This window comes from Arthrobacter sp. 01N442, assembly GCF_056399345.1.
This window is the reverse complement of the sequence record NZ_JBFTRD010000003.1, coordinates 1-21331: the sequence shown is the minus strand read 5'-3', so window position 1 is coordinate 21331 and position 21331 is coordinate 1. Positions and strand designations below refer to the sequence as shown.

Here is a 21331-nt window from a genome sequence, read left to right as displayed (position 1 = left end):
TGTATGGCGACCGTTTCGGCGCCGTCGTACATCCAAATTTTTTAGGAGTGGAAATGGCTGATCCCGCACGGGCTGCCAAGTTGGCGCAGCGGATTAAGGTTGTTGTGGCTGAGGCTTTGGGCCGGAGGGTGAAGGATCCCCGGCTTGAGGGCGTGACGGTGACTGACGCGCGTGTGACCAATGATCTGCAGCACGCCACGGTCTACTACACCGTCTTCGGTGACGAAGTGGCCCAGGCCGATGCGGCCAAGGGCCTGGAGAAGGCCAAGGGTGTGCTGCGCCAGGAAGTTGGCCGCAACATCACCGTCCGGCTGACGCCGACGCTGGAATTCGTCGCCGACCAGATCCCCGTCGTCGCCTCCAACCTTGAAGAGCTCCTGCGGGCGGCGAAGAAGCGCGACGCGGAGGTGGCGGCCCTCGCGGCCAGCGCAAAGCACGCCGGCGACGCCGATCCGTACAAGAGCGACATCCCCGAGGACGTAGAGCTCGACGAGGACGACTTCGACGAAGAGGACACTGACCTCAGTGGCGACAGCGACGTCGACGAAGACAGCAACAAGTAGCTGCAGCAGGCAATAGACGCAGCGCTGCCACGACTGGCCGGACCCCTAAGGGTCCGGCCAGTTTCGTGTCTGGCTAGCCGGGGGACTTTGGACTCTAGGCCCGGTCCGGGCGGGAGCGTCCCATGGAGTCATGACTGCGGGCGAGCGGAACGACGGCGACCGGCCGTGACTAGCGCGCTGCTCAAGTGCCCCCATTGCGGCACGACCAACCGCATCCCGGTCGTGGCGTCAGGGCACCCGCGGTGCGGCAAATGCCGCCGCGACCTGCCCTGGGTTGTCGAGGCCGGCGACGCAGACTTCGCCGCCGTCGCAGAACAATCCCCGGTGCCTGCCCTCGTCGACTTTTGGGCGGCCTGGTGCGGCCCGTGTCGAATGGTCAGCCCGGTGCTGGACAAACTCGCGCAGGAACGGGCCGGCCGGGTCAAGCTCGTCAAGGTCGACGTCGACCGGTCACCACAGCTGGCCCGGCGCTTCGATGTGCAGGCGATCCCCACCATGCTGGTGATCATCGACGGCAAGGTCGTGGCCCGGCAGGCCGGAGCCCCGCCGGCCGCGGCACTGCGCAACTGGCTGGACGGTGCGCTGGCAGCCCGCCACGAAGGGAGCACGCCATGACCGAAATCTTGCGCTACGAAGTTGGGTCCGGAACAGTGCTGGTGGAGGTCGAGGAAGGCAGCTTCGGCGTCGAACGGCCCGCCCGCAATGAACTGGGCATCCTCGACGCCGGCCGGCGGCTCGAGGACGCCCTTGCGGCGGTGCGGCCGGCCGCCAGGGCCGCCGCCGACGTAATGCGGGAGCTCGCCCCCGAGCACCTGGAGCTCCAGTTCGGGGTAAAACTGGCCGGCGAAGCCGGGGCCATCATTGCGAGGAACTGTTCCGAGGGGCACTTCATCGTCAAGATGTCGTTCACCGCGCCGCCGTCGTCCTTGCTGCCGGAGGACGAAATCAGGCTCTGACGCCGACCGCCCGGGCAGCGTCACTGAGGCACCCGCGCCGCAGCGCCGCCTTCTAGCGTGGGCGCCTCAGCGCCGCCGCCGGCCCAGGGTTCCGAGCAGCGGGGAACCCATGCCCAGCAGGAAGCCGAAATCGTACCAGTTGCCGGCCCGCCCCGTGTTGTAGAAGGGGAACTCTTTCCATGCGCCGAACACATGCGCAATCAGCACAATCCAGGCCGTGATGCCGTTCCAGACGCCCCACAGCAAATCCTGCCACCACATGAGGTCCTCCTCCCGGGCCGGCCGCGTACCCGCCGTGGATCCGCCCGCACCCGCGTTGTGGTCAGGCTACTGCCTGGTCCCTCCGGGCGGTAGGACTAGAAAGCCCCGTCGCGCGCCGGAAGCCGGCCCAGGCCTTCGACGAGCTCGGCCTGGCCGCCGCACAGGGCAATCCGGATCCACCCCTCACCGATGGAGCCGAACGCGGTACCCGGCGCGAATGACACCCCGGAGTCAGCGAGGAAGCGTCGCACCCAGGCACGAACGTCACCGCCGCTGGCGTGCGAGACATCGGCCCAGAGGTAGAAGGCGCCCTGCGCGCTAAGGAACGGGATGCCCTTGGACTCGAGTACGGCGGAGGCGGCGTCCCGGTTGGCACGGTAATGCGCGCGGGCATGGCTGACGTAGTCCTGCGGGCCGGTCAGGGCCGCGAGGGCGGCGTACTGGGAGGGCGACGCGACGCAGGAAACGATCGCCTCCATCACGTTGTTCATCTGCTGCTCGAGCCCGGGCGGGCAAATCAGCGCACCGATCCGCAGCCCGGTGAGGCCATAGGTCTTGGACAGGGTCAGCGAGGTGAAGACCCGGGCCTTGCCCGGGACGTCGCTGTCGAAGCGGGCCGGGCTGACGTGCGGGACGTCGTAGGTGAACGCCTCGTAGCATTCGTCGGAAATGATCCACAGATCGTGCCGGACGGCCAGTTCCACGAGGCTGCGGGTGAGATCCTCGCCCAGCACGGCGCCGAGCGGGTTTGACGGGGAATTGAGGATCAGGGCCTTGGTCCGCGGGGTGATCAGGGCTTCGATGTCCTCGATCCTCGGCTGGAAGTCGTGGTCCGGGTAGAGCGGGTACTCGACCGGGACGGCGTGCAGCAGCCGGGACGTCATCGCGAACGTCGGGTAGCCCGGGTTCGGGATCAGGATCTCGTCGCCGGGGGAGAGCAGCAAGGTCATGGCGAAGTGCAGGCCCTGCTGCGCCCCGTCGACGACGTACACCCGGTCCGCGCCGACCGGCGTCGCATTGTGCTCCCGGAACCGCGCCGCAAAGGCCTCGCGCAGCGCAGGAATGCCGGCGTTGGGCGTGTAGTTGGTCTCGTCCCGGTCCAGGCACGCCATGCCGGCTTCGAGGATGTGCCGGGGGAGGGCGAAGCCTGGTTCGCCGATACTCAGCACGATCGCGCCCGGGGTGTGCCAGGCGGCCTCGGTGATCTCGCGGATCTGGTTGACGGGAACGTCGCGGACATGGGCTGCAAGCTCGGGCATGTGTGCCATCCTAGCCGCGGCCGGCAGCCTGGCGCCGCCGTCCGCGCCGGGGGCCGTCCCGGCGCGGATATACTGGGAGGCGTGCTTTCTGGACTGGTGATAGTGGACAAGCCGCAAGGCTGGACCAGCCACGATGTGGTTGGACGGATGCGGCGGATCGCCGGTACCCGAAAGGTGGGCCATGCCGGAACCCTGGACCCCATGGCGACCGGGGTGCTGGTGCTTGGCATCAACAAGGCGACACGCCTGCTGACCTACATCGTGGGAACCTCCAAGACTTACACCGCCACCATCCGCCTCGGCGAGTCGACCGTCACGGACGACGCCGAAGGTGAGGTCACCGCTACCCGCAGCGCCGCTGCGGTCACCGAGGACGCCGTCCGGGCCGGCGTCGCCGCCCTGACGGGCGAAATCCAGCAGGTTCCGAGCAGCGTCAGCGCCATCAAGGTCAACGGCGAGCGTGCCTACGCCCGCGTCCGCTCCGGCGAAGACGTCAAGCTCGCGGCCCGGCCCGTCACGATCCACCGCTTCGAGATCCACGAACTCCGCCGCACGCAGGACGGCGAAGCCCTCGACCTGGACGTCACCGTTGAGTGCTCCTCCGGAACGTACATTCGGGCCCTTGCCCGGGATCTTGGCGAGGCCCTCGGCGTCGGCGGCCACCTGACGGCCCTGCGCCGGACCCAGGTGGGCCCCTACACCCTGGACCAGGCCCGGACCCTGGAGCAGCTTGCCGAGGAGTTGGACGTCCTGGAGATGTCGCAGGCCGCCCGGGCGCTGATGCCCAACCGGGAGCTGACCGCCGACGAAACAACGGAGCTGTCCTTCGGGCGTAGGATCACGGCAGGTCCTGCTGTCGGCACGCCGGACGCCGCAACGCCGGAGAAGCCCGCGGCGGCCTTCGCCCCCGACGGCTCCCTCGTGGCCTTGCTGGCCGACGCTGGGAGTTATGCCAAGCCCGTGCTGGTCTTCGCGCCGGACAATGAGAAACCGGCTGCCGGGAAAACTGCCGCCACGCAGGCTTCCTCCGCAGAGCCGGCGGGTTAGCCGTGGACGCATACTTCTACATCATCCTGGCGGTGGGGCTGCTCTCCAGCCTGCTTTGCATCGGCGCCGGCGTCCTGAAGAAGGCTCCGAACGACGCGACGATCCTCTCGGTAGCCGCCGTCGAGCTGTCCCTGCTGGTGTACCTGGTGGGTTCGATCATCCGGGTCGCGTCCGGGGAGCACATCGCGGGCGAGCCCTGGGAATTCTGGGGATACCTCGTCACCGCGCTGATGCTGCCGGTCGGGGCCGTGTACTGGGCCATCCTGGAACGCACCCGGTGGAGCAACTTCGTGCTGGCGGCTGTCGGCGTCACCGCTCTGGTGATGGCGGCCCGAATGAACCAGATCTGGTACTGACGTGGAAGAGGCAAAGAAGAACATGACGGCTTCACAGCAGGACGCCAGCGGCGACGCGGGAACCGCAGCCGGAGCTGCCGGGACCGGGGGCGCCGGGACTGGAGCCGAGACTGGAGCCGGAGCCGCCGGCCAGGCGGCTGCCGCCCCGGCGAAGGACACCCGCAACACCGGTCCAGGCCGGCTGCTGATCGCCGTCTATGCGGTGTTCGCGCTATCGGCAACCGCCCGCGCCGGGTACCAGATCCTCACCAAGTTTTCCGAGGCGCCGCTCGCGTACCTGCTGTCCGCCTTCGCCGCCGTCGTCTACATCGTGGCGACGGTCTCACTCGCAAAGGCCGGCAGGACCTGGTTCAAGGTGTCCGTAACCGCCGTGCTGGTCGAGCTGATCGGGGTCCTGGTGGTTGGCGCGCTCAGCCTGTTCGACGCCGTCAACTTCCCGCATGAGACGGTTTGGTCCTTGTTCGGACGCGGTTACGGCTTCATCCCCTTGTTGCTGCCCATCCTTGGCCTCATCTGGCTCTACCGCCGCCGCCCCGCACCCAAACAGGCCTGACAAGACCTCCCGCACAAGCTAAGCAGCCCCGAGGAGGGGTTCTTTGGAGTGCCCGGGTGATCCGGAATACTAAGCAAACTTGCCAAATGCATAGTAAGCATGCTTATTGTAGTACCGGAGCGCGGGTAGTGATAGCCGCTATCCCACGTTTGTCCACCGGAGCGAGGGAGGCATCATGAGCATTGTGAACGCCGTTCCCCGAGCAACATGGGAACCGAGAAGACCAGGCATGGGGCTCCAGCCCGGGTGGCGCGCATGAGCCAGAGTCACGATACGAACCCCGATACTAAGCCGGACAAGAAGTGGCGGACAGACCAACTCCTGTCGATGGCCGCGCGAGTGGTAGAGCGGCGCAAGGATCAGGCCTTGGCCGCCCTGGGTCTGACGCATGCCGCCGTGATCGCCCTTCAAGGCCTCGCCGCAGGGCCGCTAAACCAAGAGCAGTTGGCGCGACGGATCGCGGTCCAAAGCCAGTCGCTGGGCAAGGTCCTCGGCCGGCTCGAAGAGTCCGGACTGGTCACTCGAACCCGGGACCAGCGCGACCGTCGGCAGTTCTCTGTCGCCCTGACGCCGTCGGGCCAGGCCGCGTTGGCGACGGCCCATCAGATCGAGCGCAACGCACTTCCCGAGGACTTGGAGGGCTGGACCACCCTGCAGAAGGATCTGGCCAGGATTCTGGCCGCGTTTGAGGTCCCGGGGCGCTACTGAGCGCTTTCCTTCGCGCTAGCAAGGTGTTTGTTCGACGGCGGAGCCGCTGACGTTCGCGTTGGCAGCTCCGCCGTCGTGGTCGTTTAAGGCGTTAGTTGGGGCGCCCGGCACCTCCGTGGCGCGACTGGAGCCTGCTGCGCAGCGCGGGCCAGGCAGCTGCGAACCCCGGATGAAGCTCCTTCTCGCTGACACCGTCGAGGCTGACCCATTCCAATTCGAGGCTCTCCGGATCGCTAATGACCGGCTCGAACGGCTCCACCACCTGGGCGGCAACCGTCGTGTACGACCAGTAGCCCACGTCGAACACCGAGGTGAACAGCACACGGACGGATTCAGGCGGGACGGCGGCCTCTTCTTTCGCCTCCCGCAGCGCGCCGTCGACGGCGTCCTCACCCTGGTGCAACGCGCCGCCAGGAAGACCCCAGGTGCCACCCTGATCGCTCCACGTCGCGCGGTGCTGCAGCAGGACGCCCTTCGCCGCATCGTGTACTAGCAGGCCCGCGGAGCCGAAGCGGCCCCAGAAGCGCCCTTGTTCGCCTTCCACCCAGGCATCGCCGGGGTCCCGCGGTCCGCGCGGCCGGCGGGGCTCGGGATACGTGTCGCGCGGCCGCAGGTCCTGCTCTTCCGGCTCTCCGCGCGTTGCCGACGGGCCGTCATGGGGGTTCTTCTGGGCTGGCTGCGGTGAACCTGAGCTGTCCATCTGGATAGTCTGTCATGCCACGGCTGGGGGATTGGGGTTGACCTTCGGAACCAACGCAGCGGTCACTTTCTTGCCAGTCAATCGGTCGGGCGATGATGTTTGGCGGTTGCACTCGGTCGGGCCCGTGCCGCCCGGGCCCGACGAGAGCGCGGGTTGTTTCTGGGTGGGCCATAGTGTCGTAGGTCCACGGCAGGATTGACTCATGGGAACCAGCGCAGCGGTCACCTTCTTGCCAGCCAACCGGCCGGGCGATGATGTTTGGCGGTTGCCCGTTGCCCGGCCCGTGACGCCCGTGCCCGACGAGGGCTCAAGTGGTAGCGGTGGGGGCAATAATGTCGTAGGTCCGCGGCAGGATTAGTCCATGGGAACCAGCGCAGCGGTCACCTTCTTGCCAGCCGATCGGTCGGCTGATGGCGTTCGACGCTTTCTGTCGCTGGGCAGCGTTCTGGGGCAGTTGCGGGAGCTGTGCGCGACGGCGGTCGGGGACGCGGCGCGGCTGGGGTTCGGTGAAGCGGCGGAGTTCGCCGGCCGGGTTGAGGAGATCTCCCGGGCGGTGGAGTACCTGCAGGTGGTTGCCGCGGAGGCCGTGGACCGGACCCGCAAGGAAGGCGCCGCCGATGCTCTCCCGGCCGCCGGCGACGGCTACCGCAAGACCGGGGACTTCCTGCGCGACCGGCTCCAGATCAGTGCCGCCGAGGCCCACCGCCGGCTCTGCCTCGCCGGGACCGTGCTGCCGCGCACCGGGATCACCGGGCAGGTCCTTCCGCCCTTGCGCGAGGAACTCGCCGCGGCCGTGGCCGCCGGCGCGGTGCCCTCCCGGTCTGCGACCATCGTCAGTCAGGCACTGGACCGGGTCCGGCCGGTGTGCGACCCGGACACGGCCGCCCGGATGGAACACGCCCTGACCGCCACCGCGGCGGAGCACGACCCGGATTTCCTGGCCCGGATCGCCCGCCGCTGGATGGACGCGATCGACCAGGACGGCGCCGAACCCTCCGAGGAGCTCCTGCGCCAGCTCCAGGGCGCGTTCGTCCGCAGGCCCCGCCACGGCCTGCAGCATCTGGAAATCTTCGCCACCACCGAACAGTTCGAACACCTGCTGACCGTGATGAACACCGCCACCAACCCCCGCACCGGTGCGGGTGCAGAGGCAGGCGCGGACCAAGCTGAGGCGGGCGCCGACGGCGGCGGCCTGGCCAGAGACGGCGACGGCGGAGCGGCGGACCTGGACCGGCGGTCGAGGCCTCAGAAACTTCTGGACGGCCTCGTCGGCGCCTGCAAAGTCGCCCTCGCCTCCGGCGGGTGGCCCGCCGCGGGTGGCCTACGCCCTCAGGTCATGGTCACCATCGACTACCGCGATCTCCTCGAACGCCTCCAACGCACCACCCGCACTGGGGAAACCTTCGGAAACGGCCACACCGGCACCGACCGGCTCGGCTTCACCGGCACCGGCACGATGGCATTCACCGGACCCGTCACCGCCGCGACCATCCGCAAAATCGCCTGCGATGCCGACATCATCCCCGTCCTCCTCGGCACCCAACGCAGGATCCTCGACATCGGCCGCACCACCCGGCTCTTCCCGCCCCACCTCCGCAAAGCCATCACCGCCCGCGACCAAGGCTGCACCTTCCCCGGCTGCACCATCCCCGCCCCCTGGTGCGAAGCCCACCACATCACCTACTGGTCCAAAGGCGGCACCACATCCGCAGACAATGGAACACTCCTGTGCTCCCACCATCACCACCTGACCCACAGAGAACAATGGACCATCCAACCCCGCAACGGCGTCCCCTGGTTCATCCCGCCACCCCACCTCGACCCCACCCAAACACCACGAAGAAACCACTACTTCAGATCGTGAACCACCCGTGCCGTGCTGGCCCTCGCCGAACGGGCGACCGAGGCAGCCGTGTTGAGTCGTCCCGCTGGGTCAGGAGCTGCGGGGTCATGGTCTGGGCGGAGTTCAGGATTCCATGGAGGGGGAGGGGTGTACTGGCGTCGTGGGGCCAGCGTCCGAACCGGGGTCCGGACGACGCCGAGCGAAGAGCTGCGAGCGCCGAGCGGTCAGCAAAAACTTTCGCCATTCGCCTGGCCACGCGAGTTCGTACCGAGCGGACCGCATCGACCGCTAGTGGAACTGCACAGTGGATGCAATAGTGGCGGGATGATCAACCAGCAACAGCTCTGGGACAACGAGGCCGCAAGGAAGTACGACACACCTGGAGAGGGCATGTTCGCGCCCGAGGTACTTGGCCCCACGGTCGAGGTCCTGTCGAAGCTCGCGGGTAACGGACCGGCGGTCGAATTTGCCATTGGCACGGGACGGGTCGCGATTCCCCTCTCCGAAGCCGGGGTCCGTGTCGCCGGCATCGAACTGTCGCATGCGATGATCTCCCGATTGCGCGAGAAGGACGGTGCGGAGGCGATTCCTGTCGTTCAAGGCGACATGACCGAGACAGTCGCAGGCGACAACTTCTCCCTCGCATTTCTAGTGTTCAACACCATCGCCAACCTCCTAACTCAGGAGGAGCAGGTGCGCTGCTTCCAGAACGCTGCCCGGCATCTGGCCCCCGGCGGGCGCTTCGTCGTCGAGCTCTGGGTGCCACAGCTTCGTTCGCTCGCACCCGGACATAGCGGAACGGTCGAGGTGAGTCAGCCGGGGTACCTGCTGGTCGACACTTACGACGTGGTGCAACAGCACGTCGTCTCGCACCACGTGGGGTTCGGTCCGGAACTCTCGGACGGCAGGGAAGCACGCATTGTACGGACACCACACCGCTTCATTTGGCCCAGTGAGCTCGACCTCATGGCCCGGCTGGCCGGCTTCGAGCTGGAATCCAGATGGGCAGACTGGGACGGCAGCGAATTCACCGGAGAATCCCGCAGCCACGTGTCGGTTTACCGCTTGACGGCAGACTGAAGCACATCTCCACGCATCTTGAAGGGGAGGGGAGTACCCGGCGGGAACGGTGCCGCGCCTTGGTCCGGCGTCATCGTGAACCATTCGTCGTTCTGCGCAGTCAGGAAAAATAGTTGCCGGGCACCTGTGTCGAGCGGGTCACCGTCCGGATAGGACTTTCCGCAAGTCACCGGCATGGACGCAACACGTACCGGGCCCGCCCCGATGCCGCCCTTGAGTACCCGCTCCACTTCCACCGCGTGCACGTTCGCCTGGTATCCGTAGATCCGGGCCTCACCGTCCCGCTTCAGCGGCTTGCCAATCAACACCGCGCCGGCGTGATCAAAGCGCTGCTGCATGGTCTCGAATTGCACCCAGTCGACGCAAACGTCTGTGTGGGTGACCGGCACAATCCAGCAACCGCAAAGCAGCACAAGCGACAGCGCTCCGCTTACCGCTGCCCCCGCCACCCTCCGCATGCTCAGACCATAGCTGACAATGTGAACTAGGTCCACGGAGAACAGCCAACCAGCGCCTCAGCGAAACAGGGCGAAAACGCGGATCGGCTCCGGACTGAAATCGGCTCCCTCGGGGAAACCCAGAGTTTCGTAAAAGGCACGCTGGCCGGGCTCGTTGTCGGTAATGAGAACGGTCTGGCGGACATGCCCGTACCGCCGCTGGACTGCTTCCAGCAACGCACGCCCCACGCCGGCGCCCTGGAACGCCGGATCCACAAGGATGTCCTGCAGGTAGCAGATGGTCGCGTCATCAGAGACGGAACGGGCCAAGCCCACAAGGCCACCGGTCGCACTTCGCGCGGCGACCACGAACGAGGAGTTCTGGATAGCCCGCACCAGCAGATCCGGGTCCCGGGTGTAGGCGGTCCACCCCACCGATTCGTAGAGCGCCAACGCCTCGGCGGCGGACACGTCAGGGCTTGCAGAGATGGAAAACTCAGGCATCGGACCAGTGTGGCATGCTGAACGTCGTGCAGACCCCGAATCCCACCGCTGCTCCATCCCGCGTCCTCTTCTACGGTGTCACCGGAAGCGGCAAGTCCTCCGCGGCCCGCGCGTACGCGGCTCGAACGGGGCTCCCGGAGTTCTCGGCCGACGACGATATCGGCTGGCTTCCGGGGTGGCGGCAGCCCGACACCGCCATACAGCGCGAACTTGCAGCGCGCATCGCCGGACAGGACCAGTGGGTGCTCGACAGTGCCTATGGGGTGTGGCGTGACCTCGTTGTGCCGCGCGCGGAGTTGATCGTGGGCCTCGACTATCCCCGCTGGCTTTCACTGCTCCGATTGATCCGGCGCTCACTTCGCCGCGTCATCGCCCGGGAAGAGGTCTGCAACGGCAACAAGGAAACGTTGGGCCGCCTCTTCGCAGCCGACTCGATCATCGGATGGCATTTCCGCTCTTTTAGCCGCAAGCGACGAGTGATGCGAGAGCTGCAAAACGCACCGGGCGCGTCGAAGGTCCTCATCTTCCGTCACCCCCGCGAACTCGAGGCATGGCTTCGGCAACTCCCCGAAGCAGATCCGCGACCCGCCGGGTAGCGCGGCGCCCGGCTCCCCGAAACAGACCCGCGACCCGCCGGGTAATCTGCCGGTCAGCTCCCTAGGTTCAGACCCGCGACCCGCCCCGTAGTGCGGCGGTCGGCGCCCAAGGTCCAGCATGGCGTCCTGACCAGCGTCAGCGGATCGGTTCGCCCCGGGCGTCGACCCGGAAGTCCGCAATCACGCGATTCGTCGACGTATCAATAATGACCACCGAGTGGGCCGGCCAGGCCGGGTCCGGCACGACCGTGTAGTGCACGTCCGTGAGCTTGGTGGCCCGTCCGGCGTCGTTGATCTCGCGGTTGAAGGCGTCCACCACTTTGTAAGTTTCCGTGTTGACGGCGACTGTCTCCCGCGGCAGCGCCGCGGCGTCACCTGATGCCGGCGTCGCGTTCCACCAGCCCTCGTAGCCGCCGACCGGACCGTTGGCCCTCGACTCCGTGGATTGGCCGGCATGCTTCACTGCGGCGGCCTGCGCTGCACCGACGCCCAGCGGCACAGCAACCAGAGTGGCGAGGGCGGCGGCGGTGAGAAGTTTGTTCTTGATAATGTCCCCCAACATCGATCCGGAATTTAGCCTGACTGTAGCAGGCCGCCACGGGGCCGGGCTGGCGGCTGCTGCCAGACCGGTTACCAGGCCGGTTACACGGCCGGTAAAAAGTGGAAGGCCCCCGGCGCCACCAATAGGCCGCCGGAGGCCGTTGCCAATCGGACGCTATTTTTTCCCGAACAGGCCGCCCAGCAGGCCGCCTAAGCCGCCGTCGTTCTTCTGTGCCTCGGGCTGCGCGTCCTGGGGAACGTCCCCTTGCTGGCCCGGGAGGTCAATGTCGATCAGCTCACCGGGCTGCGGCTCACTATTGGACGGCTGGCCCTGCGGGACACCCTGCGGCACAGCCTGGGGCTGAAGCTCCGGCTCGACGGCGTTGCCGCCCTCCGGTGCGACAGCCTCGTTTGCCGTCCGCTGCTGCCCGCCGCCAAGGATGCCGCCGAGGATGTCGCCCAGACCGCCGCCGGCAGCCCCTCCGCCGAGGATTCCACCAAGGATGCCGCCCAGGTCGATGCCCCCGGCACCGGCACCAGTGCCCGCGCCAGCCCCGGTTCCGCTCCCCGCCTGCCCCCGGCCGCCGAGGACCTTGTTGGCGAGATAGGACATGACGATCGGCGCGAGCAGGGGGAGGAGCTTGCGGACCAGGTCCCCGCCCACACCGCCAAGCTGCGCGGTTCCGGCAAGCTGGTTGGCGACCTGGTCCTGCTGGCCGCCGAAGACATGGTTCACGATCTTCTCGCCGTCGGCGGTATCCACCTGGGCCGCGTCGACGCCGCCGTCGACCAGTCCGTCCCGGTGCTGGCCCAGCGCGGACTCCAGCGAGGCCGCACCATCCGGGGCCTGCGCATTGTTGTGCATGCCGGCGAGGAGGGTGGGAACGGCCGCTTCTACCGCGGCTTGGGCCGTTTGCCGGTCGGTGCCAAGCATGTCGGCAATCTGGTCTACCGGGATCTGCCCGAGAATGTCCTGAAGCTCAGTCATGGCGTTCTCCTTCAGCCGCGGGCCGGGCCGCGCGCATTGATGGCGGCGCCGGCAGCATTGCCGTCGCCGAACTGGTGCCCTTGCATCGTAGCCCGGGCCGGAGGAGGCCGAAAGGCATCGCGCGGGAGTCCCGGCTTCGTGCAGGAGCTGCGACGATAGCGGGTAATCTTAGAGAGTTCCGGAGCCGGCCCACCCCTCCGGAGGAGTTCATGGCAGGCAGCAAAAGGCGAGGTAGATGGTCCACATCTGGAACGATCCGTCCGAAGTCCCGGCGGACTTCGGCCCGTCCGTGGTCACTTTCGGCAACTTCGACGGCGTGCACCGTGGCCACCAGCAGGTGCTCTCGCAGCTCATCCGCACGGCCCGCCTGAACCATGCCCGCGCCGTCGCCATCACCTTCGATCCGCACCCGGCGCAGGTGCACCGCCCGGAATCCGCCCCGGAACTGATCATGGGGCTGGAAGACAAACTCGTCGCCCTGGGCGAGGTGGGCCTGGACGCTGTCCTGGTGATGAAGTATTCGCTGGAACTGGCCAGCCTTACGCCGGAGGAATTCGTATCCACGGTGCTGGTCGATGCGCTCAAGGCCAGCCATGTGGTGATCGGCCACGACGCCCGCTTCGGCCGGGGAAACTCAGGCGACCTGGACACCATGAAGGAGCTGGGGGAAAAGCTCGGCTTCGAGGTGCAGGTCATCAGTGAATTCGGTTCAGAGGGCTATCCGCTGCACGGACACCAAAGCGGCGAGCACGGCAGCACCATCGACGACGGCGCGAGCGACCGCCGCTGCTCTTCGACCTGGGTCCGGGAAGCGCTGCGCGAGGGCGACGTCGCCACCGCCGCCGCGGTTTTGGGCCGACCGCACCGGATGCGGGGCGAAGTGGTTCACGGTGCCGCCCGCGGGCGCGACCTCGGTTTCCCCACCGCCAACCTCGCCTCGAACGCCAGCGGTTACATCCCCGCCGACGGCATCTATGCCGGCTGGCTCGTGGACCAGGCCGGCACTCGCTGGCCCGCCGCCATTTCCGTGGGCTCCAACCCGACCTTCGACGGCGTCAGCCGGCAGGTCGAGGCACACGTGATTGACCGCCCGGAGGAGGCCGTCGAAGACTTCGATCTGTACGGCCAGACAGTGGTGGTCGAGTTTGTGGCCCGGTTGCGCGGCATGGTCGCGTACCGTGGCCCTGAGGCTCTGGTTGAGCAGATGCGGCTGGACGTCGTGCAGGCTCACGACATCCTGTTCGCCAGCTAGCGCGCCCCGTTTGGCAAGGAAGGCAAAACGTGACGATTGAGAAAAACACGCGGGAGTTGGACAAGGACATTGTCCGCGATTTCAGCGCCCGGATGAGCTACGCCTCGTACCTGCAATTGCCGACGCTGCTCAGCGCCCAACAGCCGGTCAGCGCGCCCGAGCACCACGACGAGATGCTGTTCATCATCCAGCACCAGACCACGGAACTGTGGCTCAAGCTCGTGCTGCATGAACTCCGCAGCGCTGCCGCCTGGCTGCGCGCCGACGACCTTGGTTCCGCGCTTAAGGCGATCGCCCGGGTCAAGCACATCCAGAAGACCCTGACCGAGCAGTGGTCCGTGCTGGCCACGCTTACACCCACCGAGTACTCCCAGTTCCGTCGCTTCCTCGGCAACTCCTCCGGGTTCCAGTCCAGCCAGTACCGGGCGGTGGAATTCCTGCTCGGCAACAAGAACCGCAAAATGCTGCCGGTGTTCGAATCCGACCCCGAAGCCCACGGCATGCTGCTTGAACTCCTCGAGTCGCCCAGTATTTACGACGACTTCCTCGCTTACCTTAAGCGCCAGGGCTTCGACGTGCCGGAATCGGTGCTGAACCGTGACGTGAGCCGGGCCCACGAGTTCTGCCCCGAGCTGGTCCCGGTGTTCAAGTACATCTATGAAAATGCGGCCAGCAACTGGGGTGCCTACGAAGCCTGCGAGGAACTCGTGGACCTGGAGGACAACTTCCAGCTCTGGCGCTTCCGCCATCTGAGGACGGTGCAGCGCACGATCGGCATGAAGGCCGGCACCGGCGGATCCAGCGGCGCCGCCTTCCTGCAGAAGGCCCTCGAATTGACCTTCTTCCCCGAGCTTTTCGCGGTCCGCACGGAGATCGGCCAGTGAGCGCCGACGCCGCCGCCCAGGACGCCGACGCCGCCGCCACAAGCGCCTCCGACGCCGCCGCCCAGGGCACCGACGGCCTCTGGCAGCGCGCACTGGAGCTCGACGCGGCTGATCCTCTCGCCTCCTACCGCGAGCACTTCGTCGGTACGGACACGGACCTGTCCTACCTCGACGGCAACTCGCTCGGCCGCCCGCTCAAGCGGACCGTCACGGACATCAGCAGCTTCATCCAAGACAGCTGGGGCGGCCGCCTGATCCGGGGCTGGGACGAGGAATGGCTTCGGCTGCCGCAGGCCATCGGTGACCAGCTTGGCCGCGCCGTACTCGGCGCCGGCCCGGGGCAGACCATCATCGCCGATTCCACCACCGTGGTGCTCTACAAGCTGATCCGCGCCGCGCTGGCCGCCGTCACCGATCCGGCCCGCACCGAGATCGTGCTGGACACGGACAACTTCCCGACTGACCGTTACCTCGTCGAAGGCATCGCCCGCGAAGAGGGACTCACCATGCGCTGGATCGAGGCGGACCCGGCCTCCGGGGTCACCGTTGAACAGGTGCGCGCCGCCACCGGCCCAGCCACCGCCGTCGTCGTCCTGAGCCAGATCGCCTACCGCTCCGGCTTCCTCGCGGACCTGCCGGGTATTACCGCCGCCGTCCACGACGCCGGCGCCCTGGTGGTGTGGGACCTGTGCCATTCCGCCGGTTCGGTGGAGATCGGCCTGGACGCCGCGGACGTGGACTTCGCGGCCGGCTGCACGTACAAGTACCTAAACGGCGGACCCGGCTCGCCCGCCTTCGCCTATGTCAACGCCCGCCACCTGCCCGGCCTGCAGCAGCCGATCTGGGGCTGGATGGGACGCAAAGACGCCTTCGAAATGGGGCCCGGCTACGAGGCCGCTCCTGGCATCCGGGGGTTCCTCAGCGGCACCCCGGCCGTCTTCGGCATGCTCGCCATGCGCGGCACGCTGGACCTGCTGGAGGAAGTGGGCATGGCCGCCGTTCGGGAGAAGTCCCGCCTGCTGACCGCGTTCGCCGTCGAACTCCATGACGCTTGGCTGAAGCCTGCCGGTGTGCGGCTGTCCACCCCGCGCGACCCGGAGCTGCGCGGCAGCCACATCACGGTCGACCACCCGGCCTTCCGCGAGATGACGGCCGCGCTGTGGGAGCAGGACGTCATCCCGGACTTCCGTGCGCCGCAGGGCATCCGGATCGGGCTGTCGCCGCTCAGCACCTCGTTCGCCGAGCTGTACCGCGGCGTCGCGGCGATCCGCGGGCTGCTGGCCGGCTCGGAGTAGCAGCGGCCGCCGCGCGGACTGTTTAGACAACTCCGGCGGCGTGCCAGTAAACTAAACGTTGGATCCGGCTGCAGTCCGTGGCGGCTGGCTCTTGTTGTGTAGGGAAGACCTTCCCCTTGGGTGAGGGATTTCCGGCGCGGCACCCCCGGCAGTGAATTACTGACTCGGGCCTCACGGCACATCTCTAGGAGTTAACGTGGCACTTGAAGCCGCTGTAAAGCAGTCCATCATGAAGGATTTCGCAACGTCCGAGGGCGACACCGGTTCGCCGGAGGTCCAGGTTGCAGTCCTGACCCAGCGGATCAAGGATCTGACGGAGCACATGAAGGAGCACAAGCACGATTACCACACCCAGCGCGGTCTGCTGGCCATGGTTGGTCGTCGCAAGCGCATGCTCACCTACCTCAAGAACACTGACATCAACCGCTACCGTGCGCTCATCGAGCGCCTCGGCCTGCGCCGCTAGTCAGCTCTAAGGGGCGGCCCTTTCCATCGGAAGGGGCCGCCTTCTTCAAAAAACTCAACAGGAGGATCAACCGCATCACGCATTCGCGGTCCTCGGTAGTGATCTCCGGGAACGGCTTCAATGAACTGAAGCCCTAGCCCGTGGGTCTCGATCGATGACCGGGTGCAGTGCAGTCCAGTAGACAGATGCTGGATTGGGTTGATGCGGCTGGACTCCGTAAATCAAGAAACGGAGGTGACTCTCTTGGAGGGTCCCGAAATCCAGTTCTCAGAAGCCGTCATTGACAATGGCCGCTTCGGCAAGCGGGTTATCCGCTTTGAAACCGGCCGTCTTGCCAAGCAGGCAGCCGGCGCAGCCATGGTCTACATCGATGAAGAGACCGCGCTGCTGTCCGCAACCACCGCCGGCAAGCACCCGCGTGAAGGTTTTGACTTCTTCCCGCTGACCGTCGACGTCGAAGAGCGCATGTACGCCGCGGGCCGCATCCCGGGCTCGTTCTTCCGCCGCGAAGGCCGTCCCTCGACGGAAGCCATCCTGGCCTGCCGCCTGATGGACCGCCCGCTGCGCCCCGCGTTCGTGAAGGGCCTCCGCAACGAGGTCCAGATCGTCGTCACCGTGCTCTCCATTAACCCGGACGAGCTGTACGACGTCGTCGCGATCAACGCGTCCTCGATGTCCACCCAGCTTTCCGGCCTGCCCTTCTCCGGCCCGATCGGCGGCGTCCGCGTTGCCCTCGTCGCCGACGAGAACGGCTCGCAGTGGGTCGCGTTCCCGAAGCACTCCCAGCTGGAGAACGCCGTCTTCAACATGGTCGTAGCCGGCCGCATCGCGGGCGACGACGTCGCCATCATGATGGTTGAAGCCGAAGCCACGGACAACTCCTGGAACCTCATCAAGGAACAGGGCGCCACCGCCCCGACCGAAGAGGTCGTCTCCGAGGGCCTCGAGGCCGTCAAGCCGTTCATCAAGGCCCTTTGCGAAGCGCAGTCGGACCTGGCTGCACGCGCCGCCAAGCCGACCGTCGAGTTCCCGGTCTTCCTGGACTACCAGGACGACGTCTACGCCGCCGTCGAGTCCGCTGCCGCCGAGAAGCTGGCCGCTGTCTTCCAGATCGCCGACAAGCAGGAACGCGACACCGCTTCCGACGAGCTCAAGGACGAGGTTGTCTCCTCCCTGGCCGGCCAGTTCGAAGGCCGCGAAAAGGAACTGTCCGCAGCCTTCCGCTCCGTCACCAAGCAGGTTGTGCGCCAGCGCATCCTCAAGGACCAGATCCGTATCGACGGCCGAGGCCTGACGGACATCCGCCAGCTCACCGCCGAGGTCGAGGTTCTGCCCCGCGTCCACGGATCGGCCATCTTCGAACGCGGCGAGACCCAGATCATGGGTGTCACCACGCTGAACATGCTCAAGATGGAACAGCAGATCGACTCGCTGTCGCCGGTAACGCGCAAGCGCTACATGCACAACTACAACTTCCCGCCGTACTCCACCGGCGAGACCGGCCGCGTCGGTTCGCCAAAGCGCCGCGAAATCGGCCACGGTGCCCTCGCCGAGCGCGCCATCATGCCGGTGCTGCCGTCCCGCGAGGAATTCCCCTACGCCATCCGCCAGGTGTCTGAAGCCCTCAGCTCCAACGGTTCGACGTCGATGGGTTCCGTCTGCGCCTCCACGCTGTCCCTGTTCAACGCAGGTGTGCCGCTGAAGGCCGCCGTCGCCGGTATCGCCATGGGCCTGGTTTCCGACCAGGTTGACGGCCAGACCCGCTACGCCGCGCTGACCGACATCCTCGGCGCCGAAGATGCCTTCGGCGACATGGACTTCAAGGTTGCCGGTACCTCCGAGTTCGTCACGGCCATCCAGCTGGACACCAAGCTCGACGGCATCCCGGCGTCGGTCCTGGCCGCCGCCCTGAAGCAGGCCCGCGAAGCCCGCCTGCACATCCTGGACGTGCTGAACTCCGCGATCGACACCCCGGACGAGCTCTCCGAGTTCGCACCGCGCGTCATCGCGGTCAAGATCCCGGTAGACAAGATCGGCGAGGTCATCGGCCCGAAGGGCAAGATGATCAACCAGATCCAGGAAGACACCGGAGCCGACATCTCGATCGAGGATGACGGAACTGTCTACATTGGCGCCACCAACGGCCCGTCTGCCGACGCAGCACGGTCCGCGATCAACGCCATCGCCAACCCGCAGGTCCCGGAAATCGGCGAGCGTTACCTGGGTACGGTCGTCAAGACCACCACCTTCGGCGCCTTCGTTTCCCTGACCCCGGGCAAGGATGGTCTGCTGCACATCTCCGAGCTGCGCAAGATCGCCGGCGGCAAGCGCGTGGACAACGTCGAGGACGTCGTCTCCGTGGGCCAGAAGATCCAGGTGGAAATCACCAAGATCGATGACCGCGGCAAGCTCTCCCTCTCGCCCGTTGTGGCCGACGAGGCAGGGGCTGGCGACGCTGAGGTCTCCGAGGAGTCCGCAGAGTAGTCTTTCCTGACCCAAGCAGCGGGGCCGGTGGATTCGTCCACCGGCCCCGCTGCCGTTAAAGGCAGGTAGGATTGCAGGCAGATTTGGCGCGTTTTCCGTGACGGTTTCTTGAAAGGCCTTAATGACTGTCGTCCCCCTGCCGCTTGAGCAGAACCAGCACGCTGACACCCTCGTTCACGGAGCCGAAGGCGGCTCGGAGGTGCGGCGCTCGGTGCTGCCCGGCGGTGTCCGGGTGCTGACCGAAGCGATGCCGGGCCAGCGCTCAGCAACCATCGGCTTCTGGGTCGGGGTCGGCTCGCGGGACGAGGCCCCCGGGCAGCACGGCTCCACCCACTTCCTGGAGCACCTGCTCTTCAAGGGCACCAAGCGTCGCACCGCGCTGGAAATCGCCTCAGCATTCGACGAGGTGGGCGGGGAATCGAACGCCGCCACCGCAAAGGAAAGCACCTGCTACTTTGCCCGGGTGCTGGACACGGACCTGCCGATGGCCATCGACGTCATCGCCGACATGATCACCGGCGCCGTGCTGGACCCGCAGGAGATGGAGCAGGAACGCGACGTCATCCTCGAGGAAATCGCCATGGACAGCGACGACCCCACCGACGTCGCGCACGAACACTTCGTGGCCGCCGTCCTCGGCACACATCCGCTGGGCCGTCCGATCGGTGGCACGCCGGATGCCATCCGCGCCGTCGCCCGCGATTCGGTCTGGGACCACTACCGCCGCTACTACCGCCCCGACGAGCTTGTGATCACCGCCGCCGGGGGACTGGACCACGACGTCGTCTGCGGGCTCGTGGTGGACGCCCTGCACTCCGCCGGCTGGGCACTCGAGCACGACGCCGCGCCGGTGCAGCGCCGCTCCACCGAGCGCGCCTCGATCACCGGAACTGCGGGCCTCCACGTGGTCAAGCGTCCGGTGGAACAGGCCAACATCATCATGGGCTGCCCCTCCCTTGTTGCCACGGACGACCGCCGCTTCGTGATGAGCGTGCTGAACGCAGTCCTGGGCGGCGGCATGTCCTCCCGCTTGTTCCAGGAAGTCCGCGAGAAGCGCGGCCTGGTCTACTCGACCTACTCCTTCGCCTCCTCCTACGCCGATGCCGGCTACTTCGGCATGTACGCCGGCTGCACGCCGTCCAAGGTCCGCCAGGTCCTGGACCTGCTCGGCGCCGAGTTGGACAAGCTGGCCGAGGGCGGCATCACCGAAGAGGAACTGCGCAAGGCCGTCGGCCAGCTCAGCGGCGGGATCGTCCTGGCCCTCGAAGACACCGGCTCGCGGATGTCCCGGCTGGGCCGCGCGGAACTGGTCTCCGGCGAATACCAGGACATCGACGAGACCCTCCGGCAGATCAAGGCCGTCACCGTGGCCGAGGTCCAGGAGCTGGCGCGCGAACTCGCGGCCGCCCCGCGGACCGTGACCGTCGTTGGCCCCTTCGAGGAAACCGAAACCTTCGGCCTCTAACCCGGCCGCTCCCTCCCTCAGATCCGGCGCGGAAACTGCGGACCCTCCCTCAGATCCGGCGGGGAAACGGCTGATGCTCCCTCAGATCCGGTGTGGGTGCTGCGGATCCTCCCTCAGCTTCGGTGGTGGTGCTGCTGATCCTCCCTCAGCTTCGGTGGTGGTGCTGCTGATCCTCCCTCAGATCTGGTGTGGGTGCCGCTGATCCTCCCTCAGATCTGGTGTGGGTGCCGCTGATCCTCCCTCAGATCTGGTGTGGGTGCCGCTGATCCTCCCTCAGATCAGGCGCGGGAACTTCGGATGCTCCCTCAGATCCGGTGCGGAAACTGCGGACCCTCCCTCAGCTCCGGCGCCGGAACCTCTGATGCTCCCTCAGCTCAGGCGCGGAGACCGCGGATCCTCCCTCAGATCCGGCGCGGGAACTTCGGATGCTCCCTCAGCTCAGGCGGCAACCGGCGCCGGCTCGGGGACGCGGCGGCAGACCGTGGTCATGAAAGGGCTGAACTCGCTCGCGCTGCCCAGCCGCAGCCCGGCGGCATGCGTTAGCTCGCCATCCTCGACCCGCAAGGTGTGGCGGGCAGTGCCGCGGTCGCTGCGCCGTTCAATTGTCAGGGTGCCGTCGTTCCAGCTGGCACGGGCGGGCGCCTCCGGAGGCAGGCCCATGCTGTTGACGTGGTACCAGAGCATGTCGGGATGATCCGGATCCATGGTGAAAACGCCGACCCCCTCGGTCTTTACGCCGTCGGCATCTGTGTGGCGGTAGCTCATGGTCACAGCCAAGCCAGCCGCTGCGCGGGCGAACACGACCTCGGCCGCAGCGGTGCGGGCCGGACCCCACGCGGTAGCTTCCCACCGGGTGGTGCCGCTCCATTGCCCCAGAAATGACTCAAGGGCCTCGTGCGCGCTGCCTGGCAGCGGTCGATCCATGCTTCCTCCGAGTGCAAACCCTCCGTCTGGCCTCGCCACCATCATCACGCCGTGTCCCGCGGCTGTAAAGGATGGGATCCCTTCCGGATGTGAGGGAGGGTCGGTGGGTGGGGCTCCGGATGTGAGGGAGGGTCGGTGGGTGGGGCTCCGGATGTGAGGGAGGGTCGGTG

General features: G+C 67.0%; 24 protein-coding genes. 16 read left to right on the top strand and 8 right to left on the bottom strand.

The window, feature by feature from the left end:
- The first annotated feature begins 53 nt into the window (after nt 1–53).
- The 3 genes from rbfA (at nt 54) to AC1DNC_RS05820 (ending at nt 1519) form a co-directional block, all read left to right on the top strand.
- On the top strand, nt 54–563 hold the full coding sequence (rbfA, locus tag AC1DNC_RS05830; protein ID WP_476861618.1) for a 30S ribosome-binding factor RbfA: 510 nt from the start codon (nt 54–56) through the stop codon (nt 561–563).
- A gap of 165 nt (nt 564–728) precedes the next feature.
- Nucleotides 729–1178, top strand: a complete 450-nt coding sequence (trxA, locus tag AC1DNC_RS05825; RefSeq protein ID WP_476861617.1) for a thioredoxin — start codon at nt 729–731, stop codon at nt 1176–1178.
- On the top strand, nt 1175–1519 hold the full coding sequence (locus tag AC1DNC_RS05820; protein ID WP_476861616.1) for a CU044_2847 family protein: 345 nt from the start codon (nt 1175–1177) through the stop codon (nt 1517–1519). Before trxA ends, AC1DNC_RS05820 begins: the two co-directional genes overlap by 4 nt.
- A gap of 66 nt (nt 1520–1585) precedes the next feature.
- Here AC1DNC_RS05820 and AC1DNC_RS05815 read toward each other — a convergent pair whose 3' ends face one another.
- Together AC1DNC_RS05815 and AC1DNC_RS05810 are read right to left on the bottom strand one after the other, a co-directional pair.
- Entirely contained in the window at nt 1586–1780 is a 195-nt protein-coding gene (locus AC1DNC_RS05815; RefSeq protein WP_476861615.1) for a hypothetical protein, read from the bottom strand.
- A gap of 95 nt (nt 1781–1875) precedes the next feature.
- On the bottom strand, nt 1876–3039 hold the full coding sequence (locus tag AC1DNC_RS05810) for a pyridoxal phosphate-dependent aminotransferase (RefSeq protein ID WP_476861614.1): 1164 nt from the start codon (nt 3037–3039) through the stop codon (nt 1876–1878).
- 81 nt (nt 3040–3120) lie between these two features.
- On the opposite strand from AC1DNC_RS05810, the gene truB reads away from it, so the two are divergent.
- The 4 genes from truB (at nt 3121) to AC1DNC_RS05790 (ending at nt 5703) form a co-directional block, all read left to right on the top strand.
- The gene (truB, locus tag AC1DNC_RS05805) at nt 3121–4086 is read left to right on the top strand and encodes a tRNA pseudouridine(55) synthase TruB (RefSeq protein WP_476861613.1); all 966 of its coding nucleotides are present in this window, start codon (nt 3121–3123) and stop codon (nt 4084–4086) included.
- A 2-nt stretch (nt 4087–4088) separates the two neighbouring features.
- Complete coding sequence (locus tag AC1DNC_RS05800; RefSeq protein WP_476861612.1) at nt 4089–4442, top strand: hypothetical protein; 354 nt, start codon at nt 4089–4091, stop codon at nt 4440–4442.
- A 22-nt stretch (nt 4443–4464) separates the two neighbouring features.
- Nucleotides 4465–4995, top strand: coding sequence for a hypothetical protein (locus AC1DNC_RS05795; protein ID WP_476861611.1), 531 nt, complete (start codon nt 4465–4467; stop codon nt 4993–4995).
- Nucleotides 4996–5250: 255 nt separating this feature from the next.
- Nucleotides 5251–5703, top strand: a complete 453-nt coding sequence (locus tag AC1DNC_RS05790; protein ID WP_476861610.1) for a MarR family winged helix-turn-helix transcriptional regulator — start codon at nt 5251–5253, stop codon at nt 5701–5703.
- A 91-nt stretch (nt 5704–5794) separates the two neighbouring features.
- Here AC1DNC_RS05790 and AC1DNC_RS05785 read toward each other — a convergent pair whose 3' ends face one another.
- The gene (locus AC1DNC_RS05785; RefSeq protein ID WP_476861609.1) at nt 5795–6403 is read right to left on the bottom strand and encodes an NUDIX domain-containing protein; all 609 of its coding nucleotides are present in this window, start codon (nt 6401–6403) and stop codon (nt 5795–5797) included.
- Nucleotides 6404–6764: 361 nt separating this feature from the next.
- Between AC1DNC_RS05785 and AC1DNC_RS05780 the strand changes: the two genes are divergently transcribed.
- Nucleotides 6765–8267, top strand: coding sequence for an HNH endonuclease signature motif containing protein (locus AC1DNC_RS05780; RefSeq protein WP_476861608.1), 1503 nt, complete (start codon nt 6765–6767; stop codon nt 8265–8267).
- Between the two features lie 303 nt (nt 8268–8570).
- Entirely contained in the window at nt 8571–9326 is a 756-nt protein-coding gene (locus AC1DNC_RS05775; protein WP_476861607.1) for a class I SAM-dependent DNA methyltransferase, read from the top strand.
- On the opposite strand, the gene AC1DNC_RS05770 is transcribed toward AC1DNC_RS05775, so the two are convergent.
- Nucleotides 9305–9679 (bottom strand): hypothetical protein, encoded by a 375-nt coding sequence (locus AC1DNC_RS05770; RefSeq protein WP_476861606.1) that lies wholly within the window; start codon nt 9677–9679, stop codon nt 9305–9307. The two genes, AC1DNC_RS05775 and AC1DNC_RS05770, sit on opposite strands and share 22 nt — an antisense overlap.
- Before the next feature lie 162 nt (nt 9680–9841).
- Nucleotides 9842–10267, bottom strand: a complete 426-nt coding sequence (locus AC1DNC_RS05765; RefSeq protein WP_476861605.1) for a GNAT family N-acetyltransferase — start codon at nt 10265–10267, stop codon at nt 9842–9844.
- A gap of 14 nt (nt 10268–10281) precedes the next feature.
- Here AC1DNC_RS05765 and AC1DNC_RS05760 point away from each other — a divergent pair, with 14 nt between their 5' ends.
- On the top strand, nt 10282–10863 hold the full coding sequence (locus AC1DNC_RS05760; RefSeq protein ID WP_476861604.1) for a P-loop NTPase family protein: 582 nt from the start codon (nt 10282–10284) through the stop codon (nt 10861–10863).
- Between the two features lie 136 nt (nt 10864–10999).
- On the opposite strand, the gene AC1DNC_RS05755 is transcribed toward AC1DNC_RS05760, so the two are convergent.
- Both AC1DNC_RS05755 and AC1DNC_RS05750 read right to left on the bottom strand, forming a co-directional pair.
- The gene (locus AC1DNC_RS05755) at nt 11000–11425 is read right to left on the bottom strand and encodes a hypothetical protein (RefSeq protein WP_476861603.1); all 426 of its coding nucleotides are present in this window, start codon (nt 11423–11425) and stop codon (nt 11000–11002) included.
- Between the two features lie 153 nt (nt 11426–11578).
- Nucleotides 11579–12391: a DUF937 domain-containing protein gene (locus AC1DNC_RS05750; RefSeq protein ID WP_476861602.1), complete on the bottom strand. Its 813-nt coding sequence runs from the start codon at nt 12389–12391 to the stop codon at nt 11579–11581.
- 235 nt (nt 12392–12626) lie between these two features.
- On the opposite strand from AC1DNC_RS05750, the gene AC1DNC_RS05745 reads away from it, so the two are divergent.
- From AC1DNC_RS05745 to AC1DNC_RS05720, 6 genes are all read left to right on the top strand, one after another.
- Complete coding sequence (locus tag AC1DNC_RS05745) at nt 12627–13643, top strand: bifunctional riboflavin kinase/FAD synthetase (protein WP_476861601.1); 1017 nt, start codon at nt 12627–12629, stop codon at nt 13641–13643.
- 29 nt (nt 13644–13672) lie between these two features.
- Entirely contained in the window at nt 13673–14527 is an 855-nt protein-coding gene (gene kynA / locus AC1DNC_RS05740; protein ID WP_476861600.1) for a tryptophan 2,3-dioxygenase, read from the top strand.
- A 92-nt stretch (nt 14528–14619) separates the two neighbouring features.
- Nucleotides 14620–15822, top strand: a complete 1203-nt coding sequence (kynU, locus tag AC1DNC_RS05735; protein WP_476861894.1) for a kynureninase — start codon at nt 14620–14622, stop codon at nt 15820–15822.
- Nucleotides 15823–16018: 196 nt separating this feature from the next.
- A complete protein-coding gene (gene rpsO / locus AC1DNC_RS05730) occupies nt 16019–16288 on the top strand; it encodes a 30S ribosomal protein S15 (protein ID WP_138769772.1) in 270 nt (89 codons plus the stop codon).
- Nucleotides 16289–16531: 243 nt separating this feature from the next.
- Entirely contained in the window at nt 16532–18772 is a 2241-nt protein-coding gene (locus tag AC1DNC_RS05725) for a polyribonucleotide nucleotidyltransferase (protein ID WP_476861893.1), read from the top strand.
- 121 nt (nt 18773–18893) lie between these two features.
- Nucleotides 18894–20237: a M16 family metallopeptidase gene (locus tag AC1DNC_RS05720; RefSeq protein WP_476861599.1), complete on the top strand. Its 1344-nt coding sequence runs from the start codon at nt 18894–18896 to the stop codon at nt 20235–20237.
- Nucleotides 20238–20675: 438 nt separating this feature from the next.
- Here AC1DNC_RS05720 and AC1DNC_RS05715 read toward each other — a convergent pair whose 3' ends face one another.
- Complete coding sequence (locus AC1DNC_RS05715) at nt 20676–21161, bottom strand: DUF1579 domain-containing protein (protein ID WP_476861598.1); 486 nt, start codon at nt 21159–21161, stop codon at nt 20676–20678.
- Nucleotides 21162–21331: the final 170 nt, after the last annotated feature.

Excerpts from the sequence above, each read along its gene's own strand:
- AC1DNC_RS05820 (WP_476861616.1), top strand. The coding sequence starts at position 1,175 with ATGACCGAAATCTTGCGCTACGAAGTTGGGTCCGGAACAGTGCTGGTG.
- AC1DNC_RS05815 (WP_476861615.1), bottom strand. The coding sequence starts at position 1,780 with ATGTGGTGGCAGGATTTGCTGTGGGGCGTCTGGAACGGCATCACGGCC.
- rbfA (WP_476861618.1), top strand. The coding sequence starts at position 54 with ATGGCTGATCCCGCACGGGCTGCCAAGTTGGCGCAGCGGATTAAGGTT.
- AC1DNC_RS05795 (WP_476861611.1), top strand. The coding sequence starts at position 4,465 with ATGACGGCTTCACAGCAGGACGCCAGCGGCGACGCGGGAACCGCAGCC.
- AC1DNC_RS05755 (WP_476861603.1), bottom strand. The coding sequence starts at position 11,425 with ATGTTGGGGGACATTATCAAGAACAAACTTCTCACCGCCGCCGCCCTC.
- AC1DNC_RS05720 (WP_476861599.1), top strand. The coding sequence starts at position 18,894 with ATGACTGTCGTCCCCCTGCCGCTTGAGCAGAACCAGCACGCTGACACC.
- AC1DNC_RS05780 (WP_476861608.1), top strand. The coding sequence starts at position 6,765 with ATGGGAACCAGCGCAGCGGTCACCTTCTTGCCAGCCGATCGGTCGGCT.
- AC1DNC_RS05785 (WP_476861609.1), bottom strand. The coding sequence starts at position 6,403 with ATGGACAGCTCAGGTTCACCGCAGCCAGCCCAGAAGAACCCCCATGAC.
- AC1DNC_RS05760 (WP_476861604.1), top strand. The coding sequence starts at position 10,282 with ATGCTGAACGTCGTGCAGACCCCGAATCCCACCGCTGCTCCATCCCGC.
- AC1DNC_RS05810 (WP_476861614.1), bottom strand. The coding sequence starts at position 3,039 with ATGCCCGAGCTTGCAGCCCATGTCCGCGACGTTCCCGTCAACCAGATC.
- AC1DNC_RS05750 (WP_476861602.1), bottom strand. The coding sequence starts at position 12,391 with ATGACTGAGCTTCAGGACATTCTCGGGCAGATCCCGGTAGACCAGATT.
- AC1DNC_RS05790 (WP_476861610.1), top strand. The coding sequence starts at position 5,251 with ATGAGCCAGAGTCACGATACGAACCCCGATACTAAGCCGGACAAGAAG.
- AC1DNC_RS05715 (WP_476861598.1), bottom strand. The coding sequence starts at position 21,161 with ATGGATCGACCGCTGCCAGGCAGCGCGCACGAGGCCCTTGAGTCATTT.
- AC1DNC_RS05745 (WP_476861601.1), top strand. The coding sequence starts at position 12,627 with ATGGTCCACATCTGGAACGATCCGTCCGAAGTCCCGGCGGACTTCGGC.
- AC1DNC_RS05775 (WP_476861607.1), top strand. The coding sequence starts at position 8,571 with ATGATCAACCAGCAACAGCTCTGGGACAACGAGGCCGCAAGGAAGTAC.
- AC1DNC_RS05765 (WP_476861605.1), bottom strand. The coding sequence starts at position 10,267 with ATGCCTGAGTTTTCCATCTCTGCAAGCCCTGACGTGTCCGCCGCCGAG.